This window comes from Priestia endophytica, from assembly GCF_026790145.1.
In the GTDB taxonomy this organism is placed as follows: Bacteria; Bacillota; Bacilli; order Bacillales; family Bacillaceae_H; genus Bacillus_I; species Bacillus_I endophytica_A.
Map to the genome: position 1 here is coordinate 242,216 of NZ_JALAMS010000018.1, position 17,181 is coordinate 259,396.

Below are 17,181 nucleotides of genomic sequence, written 5' to 3' on the forward strand. Positions count from 1 at the left end.
CTTTGCGCCCTTTACAAAAGAAGTCTTTTGTAAAGGGTTTTTTATAGAAAGAGAAGGAAATACGACAATGTTTTAATAAGTACAGCAATTTCTATATAATAGGGAGCATGATACATTTTAAAGGTGGTTGTTGATATATGATGAATAATGAAAAGATACTTGTCATAGACGATGAAGAAGATATTTTGCGGCTCATAAAGACGGTATTAAGAAAGGAAGGAATTGAGCACGTATTAACAGCTGCGACTGCAAAGGAAGGGATGGCTCAATTTCATCAACAGAAACCAGATCTTATTTTACTAGATATTATGTTACCTGATGGAGAAGGATATGACGTATGCAAAGAAATTCGAACAGTGTCAAAAGTACCGATTCTCTTTTTATCAGCCAAAACAGAAGAAATCGATAAGATTTTAGGTTTTGCAATTGGAGGAGATGATTATATTACAAAACCGTTTAGTCCAAAGGAGGTTGCTTACAGAGTGAAAGCTCAGTTAAGAAGAGCAAGTTATGGAAAGGAGCAGGAAAAAAGCGATCCTATTATTACAAAAGGTCCTTTTATACTCAATGAAGAAAAAGCAGAGCTAGTCAAAAACGGAGAAACTGTAGAGCTTAAACGAAAAGAGCTCGGACTAATGAAGCACTTTCTTGAAAATCCAAATAAAGTAATTAGTAAAGAAAGACTTTGTGATGTTGTATGGGGAGAAGACTTTATTGGATTTGATAATACAATTATGGTTCATATAAGAAGACTGCGCGAAAAAATAGAAGATCAACCTTCAAAACCTATTTACTTAATGACTGTAAAAGGGTTAGGATACAAGCTTGTTATCGAGGATGAATAAGAGATGAAATGGAAGCTAACAGGCCGGTATTTATTATCCATTGTACTTGTTGTTATTTTAGTTGTGATTATTAATATTGTGACACTCATTGGATTGTTTCTCATTGAAATTAATACAGGAAAGTCGATATTTCACGGTGGAGAAATATCAGCTGAGCGGTTTACAAGAAATTTTGATCATTATATTACTGCAGCAAATGGAAATATTGATGTTACCGAAAAAGGGAAAGAGAAGCTTGACCAAAAAAAAGCGTGGATTCAAATTGTTGATGAAAACGGAAAAGAAGTGTACGGCTACAAACTTCCAAAAGCTGTGAAGAAAAAATATACGCCGTTGGAAACCATCAATAGATATAAATATAAGGAAGAAGACATATTAGCGACCGTTTTTGCAGGCGGAAAAACGGTGAATAATCGGGAATACAGCTATTTCGTTGGCTTTAGCGATCCGAATATTAGTAAATATGTTTTCACATTTGATATCGAAAGCATTCTTCACAATTTTAAAGTGGGAATACTTACTTTTTTACTTATCGATAGCTTGATCGCTTTTTTCATTGGCTATTTATTTAGCAAAAGACTAACCTCTCCATTAAATAGCTTAATTGATGGAATTAAAAGACTTGCAAACAAAGATTATAGCGTGAATTATCAACCAAAAGGCATTTATAAAGACGTTTTTTATAATGTGAACTACTTGTCAACTGAGCTAACCGCAAATGAGAAGGAGCGCAAGAAATTAGATCATATGAGAGAAGAATGGCTTGCGAACATTTCTCATGATATCAAAACGCCGCTTGCTTCCATTCAAGGATATGCTGAGATGATGAAAAACAAAGAATATCACTTTTCATTAGATGAGATGCAAGAATATGCCGACATTATTGAAAAAAAAGCACTATATATGAAAGAAGTAATGGAAGACTTAAATTTAACAACAAGACTAAAAAATAAAGAACTTATGTTGAATAAAAAGGAAGTCAATATTGTTACAGTGCTTCGCAACATTGTTATCGATATTTTGAATGATGCAAGATATGCTAACCGTCATATTGAATTTGAAGTAGAGCAAGAAAAAGTAGAAGTAGAGGTAGACGAGATTTTAATTCGTCGGGCGTTGCACAATTTAATATACAATGCGATTGTACACAATGATGAGAACGTAAAAATAACGGTTCGCATTGAAAAGAAAGCACGATCACATATTGTTATAAAAGATAATGGAAAAGGGATTAGGAAAGAAGATCTTGATAAAATTTTTGATCGTTATTATCGAGGGACAAATACGGGAGAGGTTCATAAAGGCTCTGGTCTTGGTATGGCTATTGCAAAAGACGTTATTAAAGCACATGATGGAGATATTGAAATGAAAAGTATGGTTGGGATGGGAACAACAATTCACATTTATCTCTAGTCTCTCAGATGATTTCTAACTATTTATACTTTTTTATACGTATTTCCTCCAATGTTTGTAAACACTAATTATAATAAGCTTAATTTTAGGGGGTTACTACAATGGAGGGAAAGAAAGTTCATTTAACATCGGCTGAGATTGCTTCTCTTTGGACAGCTTATATGAATGATAGCATGTCAAAATGTATTTTAGGTCACATGCTGAAACATATTGAAGATGATGACATAAAGCCTGCTATTAGGCGTGCTTACGATATTGCTTCAGAGCATTTGAAACATCTAGTTGAAATATTTAACGAAGAAAATTATGCTATCCCAAACGGTTTTACATCTCAAGATGTTAATGAAGAAGCTCCATGACTTTATACAGATGTTTTTTGTTTAGATTATGTTAATTTTATGGCTAGAGTAGGGATGATAACATATAGCGGCACTATTTCGATGAGTTCAAGAGGAGATATTCGTCACTATTTTACAACGGCCTTAACTGAAACGAGTAGGCTTTACAATATGACAACAGATATTGCTCTTTCAAAAGGGGTATTTAACCGCCAACCGTATATCCAAGTTCCTAAAGAAAGCAGCTATATAAATAGCAAAAAATATTTTAGCGGTTTAAACCCATTTAGCTCTAAACGACCATTGAATGCGGTTGAAATTTCTCATTTGTTCATGAATATTGTCACAAATGTGATTGGTGTTCAGCTTTGCCTAAGCTTTGGACAAACTTCTCCATCAAAAGAAATCCAACAGTACATGCAGCGTGGAAAAGAAATCTCGAACAAGCATATTAAAGTATTTGCAGATGTGCTGCTTGATCATGATATCCCTACTCTGAGGCTACCTGATATGGGGATAAGCAACTCTACAACTCCAACATTTTCAGATAAATTGTTAATGTTTCAAATGTCTCTTTTGAGTGCGGCAGGAACGGGAAACTATGCGACTGGAGCAGCCGCTAGTCAGCGCAGTGATCTTGTTTTAAACTATGAGCGGTTATCATTAGAAATTGGTCAATTTGCTAAAAAGGGAGCTGATATTATGATTAAACACAACTGGCTAGAGCAGCCTCCTGGAATAGAAGACCGCGAGATGTTAGTTCGTAAGAAAGAACGCCAAGAATAAAGAAGAACCTCTTATTTATACTGTAACATTAAATACAGAAGTGAATAATTAGATCTATTCATATCAGTATTTAATGTGGAATGTCAGACATTGTATAAAAAAGTACATCACATGAATACAGGTGGTGTACTTTTTTATATTTTTAGACCTCTATATGACGTTAACAGATTTTTACCATGATTGTAAGGGACGGATTTCCGAAAGCTCGGCTTTATCCTACCTTCAAAACCTGCTGCCTTTTTTCACATGGTTAGACGTGTATAGTAAGTACCAAGGGGAGACTGTTCATTGGAATGATGAGCCGGATGCGATACGCGTTGCCATAGAAGATTATTTAATGAATGAAATGGCATGTAAAGTGCGTGAAAAAGATTCTTTTCGATTCGTAAATCGTACTCATAAAAGTCCGAATACTGTGAATCGTTTTCTTTCGTCCTTAAAGTCTTTCTATAAATCTATGAATCAATTAAAGCGCCCGATTGCTGAATATAGATAGTTAAAAAATTAGATTAAAAACATGCAAAGTGGAACCATGGAGCACAAATTTTTAAAAAACTTTTTAATATTCCTTGACAGGAATATTCCTACTCAGTTATATTGTATTCATGAAAACAACTTTGAATGCTCTTGCTGAGCCTAACCGACTACACATTGTCGAACTTTTACGTGACGGCCCTCTCATGGTAGGGGAGATTGCCGATCGACTTGGGCTCAATCAGCCACAAACTTCCAAACATCTTCGTGTACTTAGTAATGCAGGGCTCGTCGAGATGAATGCAATCGCCAATCGACGGATCTACAAGCTGAGGGCCGAGCCGTTCAAAGAGCTTGATTCCTGGTTAGAATCCTACCGCCACATTTGGAACGAGAGATTTGACCGCTTGGACGATTACCTGCAGGACCTACAAAGAAAGGATGTGAACCATGACGACAAGTAGGAGTCCTGCCAAAGATTATTAAAAAACGATATTGGAGGAATGAGGTCATGGCAAACCTTTTGACGTCTGTAGAAGATCGGAAACTTATTAAGAATGACCAAACCAAAGAAGGAAATAAGGTATCTCTGAAGAAAATAACAATCGGATACTGGTTTTTTACGGGGCTGTTAATAGCATTAATGCTTTTAGGTTCTATTCCTGATATAATGTCCGCCCCTGAAGCAGTTGCTTTATTCAAACATTTAGGGTACCCTGCATACCTTCTTCCCTTTCTTGGCGTTGCCAAATTGTTAGGTGTAATAGCGATACTGATGCCCGGATTTCCGGGAATTAAGGAATGGGCTTATGCCGGATTTTTCATCGATTTGACGGGTGCCATGTATTCAACTATAGCAGTAGGCGATCCTTGGGTATTTTTCATTATTGGGTACATTTTGATTGCTGGATCCTATGTTTTCTACCATAGAAAACGAAAAGCCGTTTCATTAAGTCATGCGAAATAACTTAACAAAAATTGATTGGGAGGAATGGAAATGTCAAAGGAAACTGCAACAAACAGCATTACAATGAACACCGATAAATATGAATTGGTTATCACGCGTACCTTCAATGCACCACGCGAGCTTGTGTTCAAGGCGTGGACCGAGGCTGAGCATCTAAAGCACTGGTGGGGGCCGAAAGGCTTTACAATTACGGTTCAAGAAATAAATGTAAAGCCAGGCGGTGTATGGACTTACGTCATGCATGGACCCGATGGTGTCGATTATAACAATAAAATTGACTTCATAGAGGTAGTGAGTCCTGAGCGACTCGTCTACTCTCATGGCGACGGAAAGGAGGAACATTTTCGAGTAACGGTAACATTTGCCGATCAAGGAGATAAGACCGAACTTACTATGTGGATGCTCTTTAAGTCAGCAGAGGAACTTGACAAAGCGGTTAAGGAGTATGGAGCCATTGAGGGTGCAAAATCAACGCTTGATCGACTTGAGGAAGAATTAGCTAAGATTTGAGGGGCACAACATATACAAAAAGGAAATGAGAAATGGACGGATGCAACTGCCGCGTCTGGAAAGAAAGATTCGACAACCTGATCGAATACTTGTAGGAACTGCAAAACAAAGAAAAATCTTAAGATCTATCATTTATCTGAGGAGGAATTAGAAATGTCCAACAACGCAATGATTTCGAGGGTAGAGAACGATCGGATACTCGTGCTGGAGCGTATTTTCGACGCGCCGCGCGACCTCGTGTTCAAGATGTTTAAAGAGCCCGAGCATCTCAAACACTGGTGGGGTCCCAAAGGGTGGAAGCTTCTAGTCTGCAACGTCGATTTCCGACCGGGCGGCGTTTGGCACTACTGCATGAAGTGTGTGGATCAAAATCAAGGTGAATTTTACGGTATGGAATCTTGGGGCAAAGGGGTTTATAAGGAGATCATCGAGCCAGAGAAGATCATCTATGTCGATTTCTTCTCGGATGCCGAAGGCAATACGAATGACGCCATGCCATCGACTGATGTTACATTGGAATTCATCGATCTGGGCGGCAAGACGAAGCTAATCAACCGTGCTGAATATGCGTCGGCGGAGGGCCTCAAGGCCGTCATGGACATGGGCATGATGCAAGGAATTACCGAAACTTGGGACCGCTTGGAAGAGGTTCTTCAGCAACTGCAATAAGAAAATCACGCGGTTTAGTAAAGAAACCTGTACCTATAGTAATGTAGAATCTATTTTGATCGATCTTTTTTCAAAATAGATTCTTTTTGTTTACTGTCTAATAAGAGGTTAGCTGCTTCTTTTTATCAAACTTTATTACAAACTACAGGTAACGATTTATGAATTCAACTTCGATTGCTTTCTAACTAGAACTGCCGATCTTCCACAATCTGGCCCTTTAATTGAACAATACAGCTGAAGTTTAGGGTCAAAAGAAAAACCCTATATTAATACAGAGTTTTATCAAACTTTGTTTTAAATTATCAATCTTTATTACAAATTATCAATCTTTATTTTAAAGCTACACATAAAGCAAAAATACAAGAACAATTACCAAAGGCAGACATTCAACATGTTGGAAGTACAGCTATCCCAAAAAGTTTAACAAAGGGTGACTTAGACATCCAAGTACGTGTTACTGCTGATGATTTTCCCCGAGCAGAGCAACAACTCACAGCATTATATGATTTGAATGAAGGGAGCATCAAAACAGATTCATTTCGAGCGTTTAAAGATGATTCTACTATTCCTCCTTTGGGTGTACAATTAACAGTTATTCATTCCGAATATGATTTCTTCTGGAAGTTTCGTGACGTTTTATTACAAAATGAGGCTTATAGGATAGAATATGATAAATTAAAAAGAAAGTATGAAGGAAAAAATATGAATGAATATAGAGAGGCAAAAAATGTTTTTTTTCAAAGAATTAGGAATACACCCGAATTTAACATGTGTAATATAGAATAAGTTTTTAACTAAAGCAAAAAAGATAGAGACAGCTAATATCACTTAGCACATCTCTATCTTTCTTATTTATTGTATAGAATGTTTGACATTGTATAAAGACGTTGTTTTATAAAGGAATACAAGAATAGTGTTGACTTTTAATAAAATTATTTAAATAAGGGGTTTTTCTTTTTTGATTCATTACTTTTTCTAATCTAACGGGGATTAAACACTTCTTTACTTTAAATAAACGCTTTCTTTAAAAAATAACAACAAAAAAGCTAACCAACATGCAAAAAAATTCACAAATTAGTTGTATAGAACAGGGGGGATTGCATGTCTACTATTCAAGCTGATCACCCTGAATCCCATTGTATAAGAGTTGCGAAGGTTTTTGACTGGATGACTCGATCCTCTACAATTCAATTCGAGTGGCCTGTTTTTAAGAAGAAAAAGCAAAAAATACAGCATGAAAAAATATGCCGTCACTTCCGAATCGCAAATCCCGCTGAGTATCCAGCTATACTTTGGGAACATCATTCCTCTGTTCCTACGACGGGCACGATTTGGATATGCAATAATTCTCAATATGGAGAAGAGATGAGCGTTTTTGTTAATCATGAGTTTGTTTTCTCTGTTTTAAGAGGACAATCAAGAAGCATAACAGTTGCAAAGCTTCATTCTCTAGCTGTTACAAACGAAGGGAAACACGAGGTGAAAGGGACGTTCCACATTGCTGTGCATCGGAAACGATCATTTGTATCAGAGGAACAGTTTGATATTTCAGTTTTGGAAAATGCACGCTTCTTCTTTAGTGATGAAAAAGGGTATCCTTTGTCTTCAGAACAAGAAAAAATAACGTGTAGAGAAAAAAGGGATTCTTCAGAACGAAAAAGGAGAAGCATTGTTTTACCAAATGGGGAAACTATCCTTCTTCAAGAAATTCAGTTCGTACAAGAAGGATACGTATGCCTTGAATTTGAGGATTGTATTATAGGTCCTTTTGCTTTTTTACATGAAGAAACGTATCTTCTATATGCTCCAACTCATACCATTGTAAACGCTGCTATTCAAAATGCTCATTGTTATGGAGAGTTTCTACAGAGTAATGAGAAAGAAGTTTGTTTCATTGTTAATTTGATGATTAGTTTTGATATGACAATAGAAGTTCTAAAAGATGAAAATCGAAGTATAAATGGGACATTTGTGATGCCTAGAAGAAAGTTCTTAAAAATAGTTTTTCAACTATTCAGAAAAAATAGATTAACATATAATGGAATTGGGAGAATTCCATTTACGATGAGGAGGAAATAAAATGGCTCAATTAGGAAGTTGTAGCAATGATGAGCTTGGTGTTGTAAATGATGCTGTTTGTGTAACCCTTGATTTACCAGTTACAACCGTCGGAACGCCTATACCAGTTTGGACTGATACAAGCACGTTTGCAATTAATGGAACAATTGTAGTTGAAAACAATGGAACAATAGGGGTTTCACCAACAGCGAGTTTGGAAGTTAACGGAACAGCTGTTACTGATTTTACAGTGGGACCAGGCGAAGCACAATCCATCACATAAACAATATCGAGTCCATTGCAATTGCAGGTACAGGTGGAACAGGAACAGCAAGTGTGAAAGTTGCTTTTTCCTTAAACTATAAATTTTAATCGTGAAGAAAGCTTGGATTATTCTAAATCTAAGCTTTTTTGTATACTTTTAGCTTATTCTTTGGAAGAAGAGATAAAAACTGTTATCCTAAAGTGTACATATTTTTATTTTTTGGAGGCAGTTACAATGGAAGCACGTTTTAACATGAAAAACACCCTTATGGAAAGTCTAGGGATAGAAATTTTAGAAGTAAAAGAAAACGGGACATGTATAGCAAAGATGCCTGTTGACGAAAGAACACGTCAGCCGTTCGGTTTTCTACATGGTGGAGCTTCTGTAGCCCTTGCTGAAACGGTTGCAAGTCTTGGGGCCGCAAGTTTAGTTGACCTTAAGGAAAAAGCGGTTTTTGGACAAGAAATTAATGCAAACCATATTCGCTCTAAACAAAGTGGCTTTGTAACAGGAATAGCATCTGTTATTCATCAAGGTCGGACAAGCATGGTATACGAGATACAGATTGTTGATGAAGAAGAAAAGCTGATTTCAATCTCAAGATGTACGATTGCGGTTGTTGATAAACGCTAAAAAACATCCTTTAAGTCTTAGTGCTTAAAGGATGTTTTTTTGAAACAAAATGAGACAAAGTGACACAACCGTGTCATTTTGTCTCATTTTGTTAGAAGGAAAGTGAGACAGAAAGCTTATAAAACAACATTCTTTTTTTGGCATGCTTCTTGCATCTATGTATAGTGAGATATTAAAAAGGAGGCTGTACAATGAAAATGACGGAGCAAAATCAAAAACACCTTTCTTGGGAAAAAGCAACGTGGATGTATCAGAAGATGGTTGAAATTCGCAAGTTTGAAGATAAAGTTCATGAAATCTTCGCACGAGGCGTTCTACCTGGATTTGTTCATTTGTATGCAGGGGAAGAAGCTATCGCAGTTGGAATGTGTGCTCATTTAACAGATAAGGACAGTATTACAAGCACACATAGAGGGCATGGACATTGCATTGCAAAAGGATGCGATCTTGACGGAATGATGGCGGAGCTTTTTGGGAAAATTACAGGTCTTTGTAAAGGAAAAGGAGGGTCAATGCATATTGCAGATTTAGATAAAGGAATGCTTGGAGCAAACGGAATTGTTGGGGGAGGGTTCCCGCTTGCGTGTGGGTCTGCATTAACAGCAAAATATAAAAAGACAAACGATGTAAGCGTTTGCTTTTTTGGTGATGGAGCTAATAATGAAGGAACGTTTCACGAAGGAATCAATTTAGCAGCGGTTTGGAAATTACCTGTTATTTTTGTTGCTGAAAACAACGGATATGGAGAAGCAACACCTTTTGAATCTGCTTCAAGCTGCTCGACAATTGCAGAAAGAGCAACATCATACAACATTCCAGGAATACGTGTTGACGGAAAAGACATTTTAGCTGTTTATAAAGCAGCAGAAGAAGCAGTTCAAAGAGCCCGTAACGGAGAAGGCCCAACTCTCATTGAATGTGTAACATACAGAAATTATGGTCATTTTGAAGGTGATGCTCAAACATATAAGAAAAAAGAAGATCGAGAAGAACATTTACAAGAACGTGATGCAATTGCTTTGTTTAAAAACTATCTTACTTCAGAAGAAATTGTTAAAGAACAAGAGCTTAATAACATTGATGCAAGAGTAGAAGAAGCCGTCTCAAGAGCAGTTGAACTTGCTGAAAACAGTGAGTATCCAGATAAAAAAGAGTTGTTTACAGATGTATATGTTTCATATTAAAAGGGGGAGAGAAAAATGAGCAGACAACTAACAATGTCAAAAGCGATTAATGAAGCACTTCAGCTTGCAATGAGGAAGGATGAAGACGTCATCATGCTTGGAGAGGATATTGCAGGTGGCGGAGGAGTTGACCATCTTCAAGATGATGAGGCATGGGGAGGCGTCCTTGGAGTTACAAAAGGACTTGTTCAAGAGTTTGGGAGAGATCGAGTGTTAGATACCCCGATTTCAGAAGCAGGATATGTTGGAGCAGCAATGGGAGCAGCTGCGACTGGACTTAGACCTGTTGCAGAGCTTATGTTTAATGATTTTATCGGATGTTGTCTTGATCAAGTGTTAAATCAGGGAGCGAAGTTTCGCTACATGTTTGGTGGAAAAGCAAAAGTCCCTGTTACAATCCGCACAACACATGGAGCAGGATTTCGAGCAGCAGCGCAGCATTCCCAAAGCTTATATGCTTTATTTACAAGTATTCCAGGAATTAAAGTTGTTGTTCCTTCTTCTCCATATGATGCAAAAGGATTGTTGTTGTCAGCAATTGAAGATGATGATCCTGTTATTTTCTTTGAAGATAAAATTTTGTATAACGCAAGAGGAGAAGTTCCTGAAGGATATTACACAATTCCACTTGGCAAAGCAGACATTAAGCGAGAAGGAAGCGATTTAACAATTGTTGCAATTGGAAAGCAAGTTGGCACAGCACTAACAGCGGCAGCACAGCTTTCAAACCGCGGCATTGAAGCAGAAGTTGTTGATCCACGTAGCCTCTCACCACTTGATTCTGCAACCATTCTTTCTTCTGTTGAAAAAACAAACCGCCTTATTGTCGTTGATGAAGCAAGCCCACGGTGCAGCATTGCAACAGACATTGCAGCACTTGTAGCAGATGAAGCGTTCGATATGTTAGATGCACCAATTAAGCGGATTACAGGACCACACACACCTGTTCCATTTTCGCCACCTCTAGAAGATGAATACTTACCAACGCCAGAAAAAATTATTAAAGTTGTATCAGAATTGATTGGAGACAAATCTCTTCTAAATGTATAAGAAAAAAGGGGGAAACGAAAATGGCAGTCGAAGTTGTCATGCCAAAACTCGGAATGGCGATGAAAGAAGGAATAATATCGTCTTGGAATAAAAAAGTAGGGGATAAAGTGACAAAAGGAGAGCCTGTTGCGAGCATTAACTCCGAGAAAATTGAGATGGAAGTGGAAGCGCCAAGTGACGGAGTCTTATTAGATATTAAAGTTGAAGAAGAGGAAGGGGTTCCTCCAGGTACTGTTATTTGCTACATTGGAGAACCGAATGAACAAATCGCCGAAAAAAAAGAGAATGAAACAAAGCGTCTTTCTTTATCTTCTTCAAAAGAGGAAGTGGCAGCAACAGTTGCTATAGAAGAACGTCCTATAAAAAAGAACCGTCTTAAAATTTCACCTGTTGCTAAAAAGATAGCATTAGCTTCTGGACTTGACATTGACACTATACAAGGAAGTGGTCCAGGAGGTCGCATTACAAAAGTTGATGTTGAAAAAGAATTGAAAAAGCAAGGTAAAAAGGAGGAAGAAAGCAGAGAAGAAGGGAGAGAAGAGCGAACAAAAATACCTTTAGCAGGAATGAGAAAAGTGATTGCAGAACGTATGCAAAGCAGTTTATTAAACAGTGCACAGCTTACAATTACGATGAAAGCAGATGTTACAAATCTTGTTAAACTAAGAGAGGAAGTAAAACAATCCTTTGAAAAAAGAGGAGAAGAAAAGCTTTCTCTGAACGATTTTATTGTGCGAGCTACTGTTTTATCATTAGGAAAACATAGAGAAATGAACAGTAGCTATGATGTGGACGGCATTATTTATCATGAAGGTGTACACGTTGGAATTGCTGTTGCTATTAAAGATGGCTTACTTGTTCCTGTTGTAAGAAATGCTGACAAGCTTTCCCTAGTGGAAACAGCCACAACGATTAGAAAACTGTCCTCTTCAGTTCGGCGAGGAGAGATGGATGGAATTGAAATGACAGGATCGACCTTTACAGTGACAAACCTTGGCACATACGGAGTAGAACTTTTTACTCCTATTTTAAACCCACCAGAAACAGGTATTCTTGGGGTTGGGGCAATTGAGCAAGTTCCAATGTATAAAGGAGCAGAACTTCAAAAATGCAGCATGCTACCACTTAGTTTAACATTTGATCATCGTGTTGTAGATGGAGCACCTGCTGCGAAATTTTTACAAACCATTAAGGCGTATTTAGAAGACCCAATCGCAATCCTTTTGTAGGAGGAAAAAACATGTCAACATTAGTTGTAATTGGAGGAGGTCCTGCTGGCTATGTTGCAGCAATTAAAGCTTCCTCACTCGGAAAAAAGGTGATATTAATTGAAGAAAAGGATCTTGGAGGTACGTGCTTAAATGAAGGATGTATGCCAACGAAATCCTTACTTGAGAGTGCTTTAACATATGAAAAAGTAAAGAAAGCAGGACGCTTTGGTATAGAAGTTCCAAACGAAGCCACTGTTAATTGGAGTGGTGTACAGGCTTATAAGCATGGTGTTGTTCATCAGCTTGTGCAAGGGATTAAATACTTAATGAAGAAAAACAAAATTAACGTTATAAATGGAAGAGCTTCTTTCATCAGTCATAATCGAGTAAGAGTGCAAAAAGAAGACAGTGTTGACGAAATAGAAGGAACAGAGTTTATTATTGCTGCGGGATCTGCTCCTGTGTCTTTACCGTTCGCTCCATTTGATGGAGACTGGATCATTCATAGCGGGCAAGCAATGTCGCTTTCAACACTTCCATCTTCTTTAATTATTGTTGGAGGAGGGGTTATTGGATGTGAGTTTGCTAGTATTTATAGCCGTCTTGGAACAAAAGTAACCATTATTGAAGGAAGTCCAACCCTTCTTCCACATGAAGATGAAGATACTTCAGCTCTTTTACATGAAAAGCTTGCAGAAGATGGGGTAGAAATTTATACAAATGCTCGCTTAGAGAGTGTAGAGAAAAAAGCTAAAAAAGTTAGTTTTATAACAAGTGAGGGAAGATGTGAAGAAAGACAAGGTAATTATGTACTTGTTTCTGTCGGAAGAAAGCCAAAAACAAGCGATCTCCGTCTAGAGAGAGCTGGAGTAGAATTTACGGATGAAGGAGTTACTGTAAATGAACACATGCAAACAAGTGTCCCAAATATTTATGCATGTGGAGATATTATAGGAGGTATTCAGTTAGCACACGTTGCTTTCCGTGAAGGAGCCGTTGCAGCACTCCACGCTTGTGGAGAGAAGGCCAAAGTGAATTATCGAGCAGTACCTCGGTGTGTCTATACTTTTCCAGAGGTAGCAAGTGTCGGATTTACGGAAAGAGAAGCAAGAGAAGTATATGATAGAGTAAAAGTTGGAGAGTTTTCATTTGGGGGAAACGGAAAAGCCCTTATTACAGGTGAGCCGTTTGGAAAAGTGAAAGTAATGATAGAAGAAGAGTTTAATGAGATTATTGGCCTTTCTATCGTTGGTCCAAAAGCAACGGAGCTCATTGGGCAAGGAACAGTAATGATTCATAGTGAACTAACAATAGATGTAATGGAAGATTTTATTGCTGCTCATCCAACACTTTCAGAAGCCATTCATGAAGCGCTCTTGAACACGACAGGAAGTGCTGTACATGCTTAAATGGGGATAGAATGGACTGCTGTTAATAGCAGTCCATTTTCTTATGATGTAGACTATGTTGAAAACGCTTTCTAAAACTTCTATAATAAAAGAATAATACATGATTAAAGGATGAAATCAACTTTCTAGAGCAGGCACCTTTCTTATGTAAAACAACGATTATAGGAGAGGATTTAATGATAGAGGGAAGTTTTTCTTTAAATATGTGGGAGCGTTTTATAAAAGAAGGCACACTAGAAGAAAGTCGTCTAAATAAGAGAATTATAGAGTCTTGGTATCGCTGTAGAAGTGAAGAAGTAAATCCGAATTTAAAAGTTGGACAGCGCGTCTTAAATCAAGAACAGTTAGAAAAACAACGACGCAAAAATTCTTTTTTAATTCATGCAGCCCTACCATATATGAATGAAATAGAAAAGTTTATTCGGGAGACAAGTATGGTTTCGCTGTTGATCGATGCAGAAGGATATATTTTATCAATGAATGGAGCTCAGCATGTTTTAGAAAAAGCAAGGGAAATTAATTTTACCGAGGGATCATGCTGGACGGAGAAAGAAGTCGGGACAAATGCAATTGGCACAGCTCTCCAAAATAAGGAAGCAATGATGGTGACAGGAGCTGAACATTATGCAAAAGCTTCCCATGAATGGAGCTGCTCTTCAGCTGTTATAAGAGGAGGAGCGGGAGAAGTTCTTGGTGTTTTTAATATTTCGTGTCCTGCTGAGCATGCTCATCAGTCTATGATTGTGACTGCTAATTCAGCAGCCTATATGATTGAAAAAGCACAAGTACACCTAAAAAGGGAAGAAGAGATTGCGCTTTTACACAACACAATGGAATGGATAGAAAGTGAGCGTCCACTTATTGTCTGCACAAATAAAGGGAACGTCATAGGAGCAAGCAAAAGCGTAAGGGAAAAGAAGGGGAACTGGGCTGAGCTGTCAAAGGCAAGTTTATTAAATGAAGGGTATGATGTACAGTTTGAAGTTCCTGTATTCTCGAAAAATCGATTGACGGCTATTGGATATATTGCCTATTTAAAACCTAAGAGACATAAAAATAGAGATTCATTTTTTGTTTCCGCCCCTTTTATATTTAATGGCGCAAAAAGCGTCAGTAAAGCTTTTCAACATACCCTAACAGAGGCAAAATGTGCTGCACCAACAGAGGCAAGTGTCTACCTTTCCGGTGAAACAGGGGCAGGAAAAGAAATGATTGCAAAAGCAATTCATGAAAACAGCGGACGAAAAAATGGTCCTTTTATTGCATTAAACTGTGGAGCGCTTCCAAAAAACTTGCTTGAAAGTGAGCTTTTTGGATATGCAGAAGGAGCATTTACAGGAGCAAAGCGTGGAGGATATAAGGGGAAATTTCAGCAAGCGAACGGCGGGACACTATTTTTAGATGAAATTGGTGACCTACCTTTTACGATGCAAACTGCTCTTTTACGTGTTTTGCAAGAGCGTGTTGTTACTCTTCTTGGAAGTGAGGAGGAAAAGCCCATTGACGTTCGAATTATTACAGCAACACATCAAAACTTAAAAGCTCTTGTTGAGCAAGGGAAGTTTCGGGAAGATTTATATTACAGACTTCATATTTATCCAGTCCATGTTCCACCACTACGAAGTCGAAAAGAAGATATCCCACATCTCGTTCAGTATTTTTGTGAAAGATATAATTGGCATTTAACTTTATCTCCTCTTTTTTTGAAGAAACTTGCTCACTATGATTGGCCAGGCAATATACGTGAACTGTTTAATATACTTCATCGCATTAAAATTGTGGAAGAAGCAAAAGGAGAGGAAGTAGAAAACATTTTAGACAATATTCTATTAGACTCGCTTTCGTCATATCCTGAAAGAGAAGAAAAGGAACTTCCCTCGCTTTCATTTCGAGAAGAAATTCAAAAAGAGAAAATGAAGACAGCACTTCGGGAAACAAATGGAAATATTACGCTTGCCGCAAAATTAATCAATGTCCCGCGCAGCACGTTCTATAGACGTCTTCAAAAATATAATCTCCATTAAAAAAGTCAGGGGTAGAGTCCCTGACTTTTTTTAGCTTCCACCATAAACTTGGTATCCCAAAGGAGAAGAGGTTACGATAGTGGTGTATGCTGTCATTGATATAAAAACGCATAGGAACTTTGTTTAAAAAGGAAGGTTTCTCTAAAATAGTCCCCAATATAACTTTCTTCCTCTCGTTTTTAGTTAGAAGAGAAGGTGAAAGCTGTCCATCTTCATTTGTATGAGCTATTTTAACAATTCCTGAGTACTATTATAAAGCTCAACTTTCACAAGACTTTCCGGTTTTCCATTTACTAAATCTAAAATATGTGTTGGTAGGCAAGTACTCACTTTAACTTTGTTTTTTTTTCTTTTGAAGAGTTTGTTTTTAAATCTTCCTTCGTGACGGAGAAAAGTTGGAAGCCAAACGGTGGCTTTGGTTCTGTATATACTTTTCCTTTCTCACCTGGAATCTCTTCAACAACTGTATCCCATGTATGGTTCTGAGATTGGAAGTTAACACTTTGTAATTGCGGAAAACGCTCTAGTATACGGCAGCCGATGTGGTAAATTAAATTTTGGATCGATGGTGTTTCAAGTTCATGAAAAACAGAAGAGGCGATGTCATGAACCTGTTCAGACGCAACATAAAGTGATGGAGTTTCTCCGAGCGCATCTTTACTATTTTCATAGTTCCAGCCAATGTTTAAAAAGATGAAAAGAGGGCGGTTTCCATCTTCCGGAAGAGTTGTGTATTCATCACGGATAAATCCAACAAACGAATTGCCGCTTATTTTAATAAGCTGAAGATCACAAATTGAGCTTTCTCTACTTTCAACATTAATGTCTTGACCATGACGAATAAGATGAACAGAAGAAACAGCTTTTTCATTTCGTGAATGATTAAAGACAAGAGGGCTCTTTTTTATTTCCTCATTCTCAAATATGTTTGCTTCTTGGAATGATAAATGTTCGCCGGTAAGTTTTACACTATCTATTTGAGAGTACTTAAGGAGAAAGGCTCTTCCAACATAATCAAGGAATCCTTCCATTGTTGTACCACTGTATGATGCAAGATGCTGTTGAATAAAATTCTTCATAGAATCTGTTGCTACAACGAGCCGATTATCTCCTTCAATAAAAGAAGAAAGAAAAGCAGAGCCTCCAACTTCGACGCGAATATTAGCTCCAAATATAATATTAGAGCGTCCTGTGAAATTTGATTCTGGAATTTCTTTAATACCTTTTAAAGGGGCCAAGTGCGTACGATAAGAAAAAACGTCTCCTTTTCCATAAGTCATTATCCGGTTATTATTTTTCATCACCTTATCTCTCCTTTGTTGGTCATGTAAGCGAAATAGAGGGC

15 protein-coding genes and 3 pseudogenes are annotated in these 17,181 nt (G+C 37.6%); 17 read left to right on the forward strand and 1 reads right to left on the reverse strand.

The window, feature by feature from the left end:
* Positions 1 to 137 precede the first annotated feature (137 nt).
* From MOC86_RS14960 to MOC86_RS15040, 17 genes and pseudogenes are all read left to right on the forward strand, one after another.
* Entirely contained in the window at positions 138 to 845 is a 708-nt protein-coding gene (locus MOC86_RS14960) for a response regulator transcription factor (RefSeq protein ID WP_268584875.1), read from the forward strand.
* Between the two features lie 3 nt (positions 846 to 848).
* The gene (locus MOC86_RS14965) at positions 849 to 2,258 is read left to right on the forward strand and encodes a sensor histidine kinase (protein ID WP_268584876.1); all 1,410 of its coding nucleotides are present in this window, start codon (positions 849 to 851) and stop codon (positions 2,256 to 2,258) included.
* 101 nt (positions 2,259 to 2,359) lie between these two features.
* Positions 2,360 to 3,382, forward strand: a pseudogene (locus MOC86_RS14970) (DUF3231 family protein).
* A gap of 124 nt (positions 3,383 to 3,506) precedes the next feature.
* Positions 3,507 to 3,878 carry a hypothetical protein gene (locus tag MOC86_RS14975; protein ID WP_268584877.1) on the forward strand — a complete coding sequence of 124 codons (372 nt, stop codon included), beginning with the start codon at positions 3,507 to 3,509 and terminating at the stop codon, positions 3,876 to 3,878.
* A gap of 109 nt (positions 3,879 to 3,987) precedes the next feature.
* Complete coding sequence (locus MOC86_RS14980) at positions 3,988 to 4,320, forward strand: ArsR/SmtB family transcription factor (protein ID WP_268584878.1); 333 nt, start codon at positions 3,988 to 3,990, stop codon at positions 4,318 to 4,320.
* 47 nt (positions 4,321 to 4,367) lie between these two features.
* Complete coding sequence (locus tag MOC86_RS14985; protein ID WP_268584879.1) at positions 4,368 to 4,823, forward strand: DoxX family protein; 456 nt, start codon at positions 4,368 to 4,370, stop codon at positions 4,821 to 4,823.
* A gap of 30 nt (positions 4,824 to 4,853) precedes the next feature.
* Positions 4,854 to 5,333: an SRPBCC family protein gene (locus tag MOC86_RS14990; protein WP_268584880.1), complete on the forward strand. Its 480-nt coding sequence runs from the start codon at positions 4,854 to 4,856 to the stop codon at positions 5,331 to 5,333.
* 153 nt (positions 5,334 to 5,486) lie between these two features.
* Positions 5,487 to 6,002 carry an SRPBCC domain-containing protein gene (locus MOC86_RS14995; protein WP_268584881.1) on the forward strand — a complete coding sequence of 172 codons (516 nt, stop codon included), beginning with the start codon at positions 5,487 to 5,489 and terminating at the stop codon, positions 6,000 to 6,002.
* A 384-nt stretch (positions 6,003 to 6,386) separates the two neighbouring features.
* Positions 6,387 to 6,788 (forward strand): GrpB family protein, encoded by a 402-nt coding sequence (locus MOC86_RS15000; RefSeq protein WP_419146647.1) that lies wholly within the window; start codon positions 6,387 to 6,389, stop codon positions 6,786 to 6,788.
* Between the two features lie 315 nt (positions 6,789 to 7,103).
* Positions 7,104 to 8,081, forward strand: coding sequence for an S-Ena type endospore appendage (locus tag MOC86_RS15005; protein WP_268584882.1), 978 nt, complete (start codon positions 7,104 to 7,106; stop codon positions 8,079 to 8,081).
* 1 nt (position 8,082) lies between these two features.
* Positions 8,083 to 8,432, forward strand: a pseudogene (locus MOC86_RS15010) (DUF3992 domain-containing protein).
* Positions 8,433 to 8,559: 127 nt separating this feature from the next.
* Positions 8,560 to 8,958 (forward strand): hotdog fold thioesterase, encoded by a 399-nt coding sequence (locus tag MOC86_RS15015; protein WP_268584883.1) that lies wholly within the window; start codon positions 8,560 to 8,562, stop codon positions 8,956 to 8,958.
* A gap of 191 nt (positions 8,959 to 9,149) precedes the next feature.
* On the forward strand, positions 9,150 to 10,142 hold the full coding sequence (locus MOC86_RS15020) for a thiamine pyrophosphate-dependent dehydrogenase E1 component subunit alpha (RefSeq protein ID WP_268584884.1): 993 nt from the start codon (positions 9,150 to 9,152) through the stop codon (positions 10,140 to 10,142).
* A 15-nt stretch (positions 10,143 to 10,157) separates the two neighbouring features.
* Positions 10,158 to 11,192 carry an alpha-ketoacid dehydrogenase subunit beta gene (locus MOC86_RS15025; RefSeq protein WP_268584885.1) on the forward strand — a complete coding sequence of 345 codons (1,035 nt, stop codon included), beginning with the start codon at positions 10,158 to 10,160 and terminating at the stop codon, positions 11,190 to 11,192.
* A 20-nt stretch (positions 11,193 to 11,212) separates the two neighbouring features.
* A complete protein-coding gene (locus tag MOC86_RS15030; protein WP_268584886.1) occupies positions 11,213 to 12,421 on the forward strand; it encodes a dihydrolipoamide acetyltransferase family protein in 1,209 nt (402 codons plus the stop codon).
* An 11-nt stretch (positions 12,422 to 12,432) separates the two neighbouring features.
* The gene (lpdA, locus tag MOC86_RS15035; protein ID WP_268584887.1) at positions 12,433 to 13,812 is read left to right on the forward strand and encodes a dihydrolipoyl dehydrogenase; all 1,380 of its coding nucleotides are present in this window, start codon (positions 12,433 to 12,435) and stop codon (positions 13,810 to 13,812) included.
* A gap of 176 nt (positions 13,813 to 13,988) precedes the next feature.
* Positions 13,989 to 15,836 (forward strand): sigma-54-dependent Fis family transcriptional regulator, encoded by a 1,848-nt coding sequence (locus MOC86_RS15040; protein WP_268584888.1) that lies wholly within the window; start codon positions 13,989 to 13,991, stop codon positions 15,834 to 15,836.
* Positions 15,837 to 16,162: 326 nt separating this feature from the next.
* Here the strand turns inward: MOC86_RS15040 and pucL are convergent.
* Positions 16,163 to 17,173: pseudogene (gene pucL, locus MOC86_RS15045) on the reverse strand (factor-independent urate hydroxylase); the annotation flags it as partial.
* Between the last annotated feature and the right edge of the window lie 8 nt (positions 17,174 to 17,181).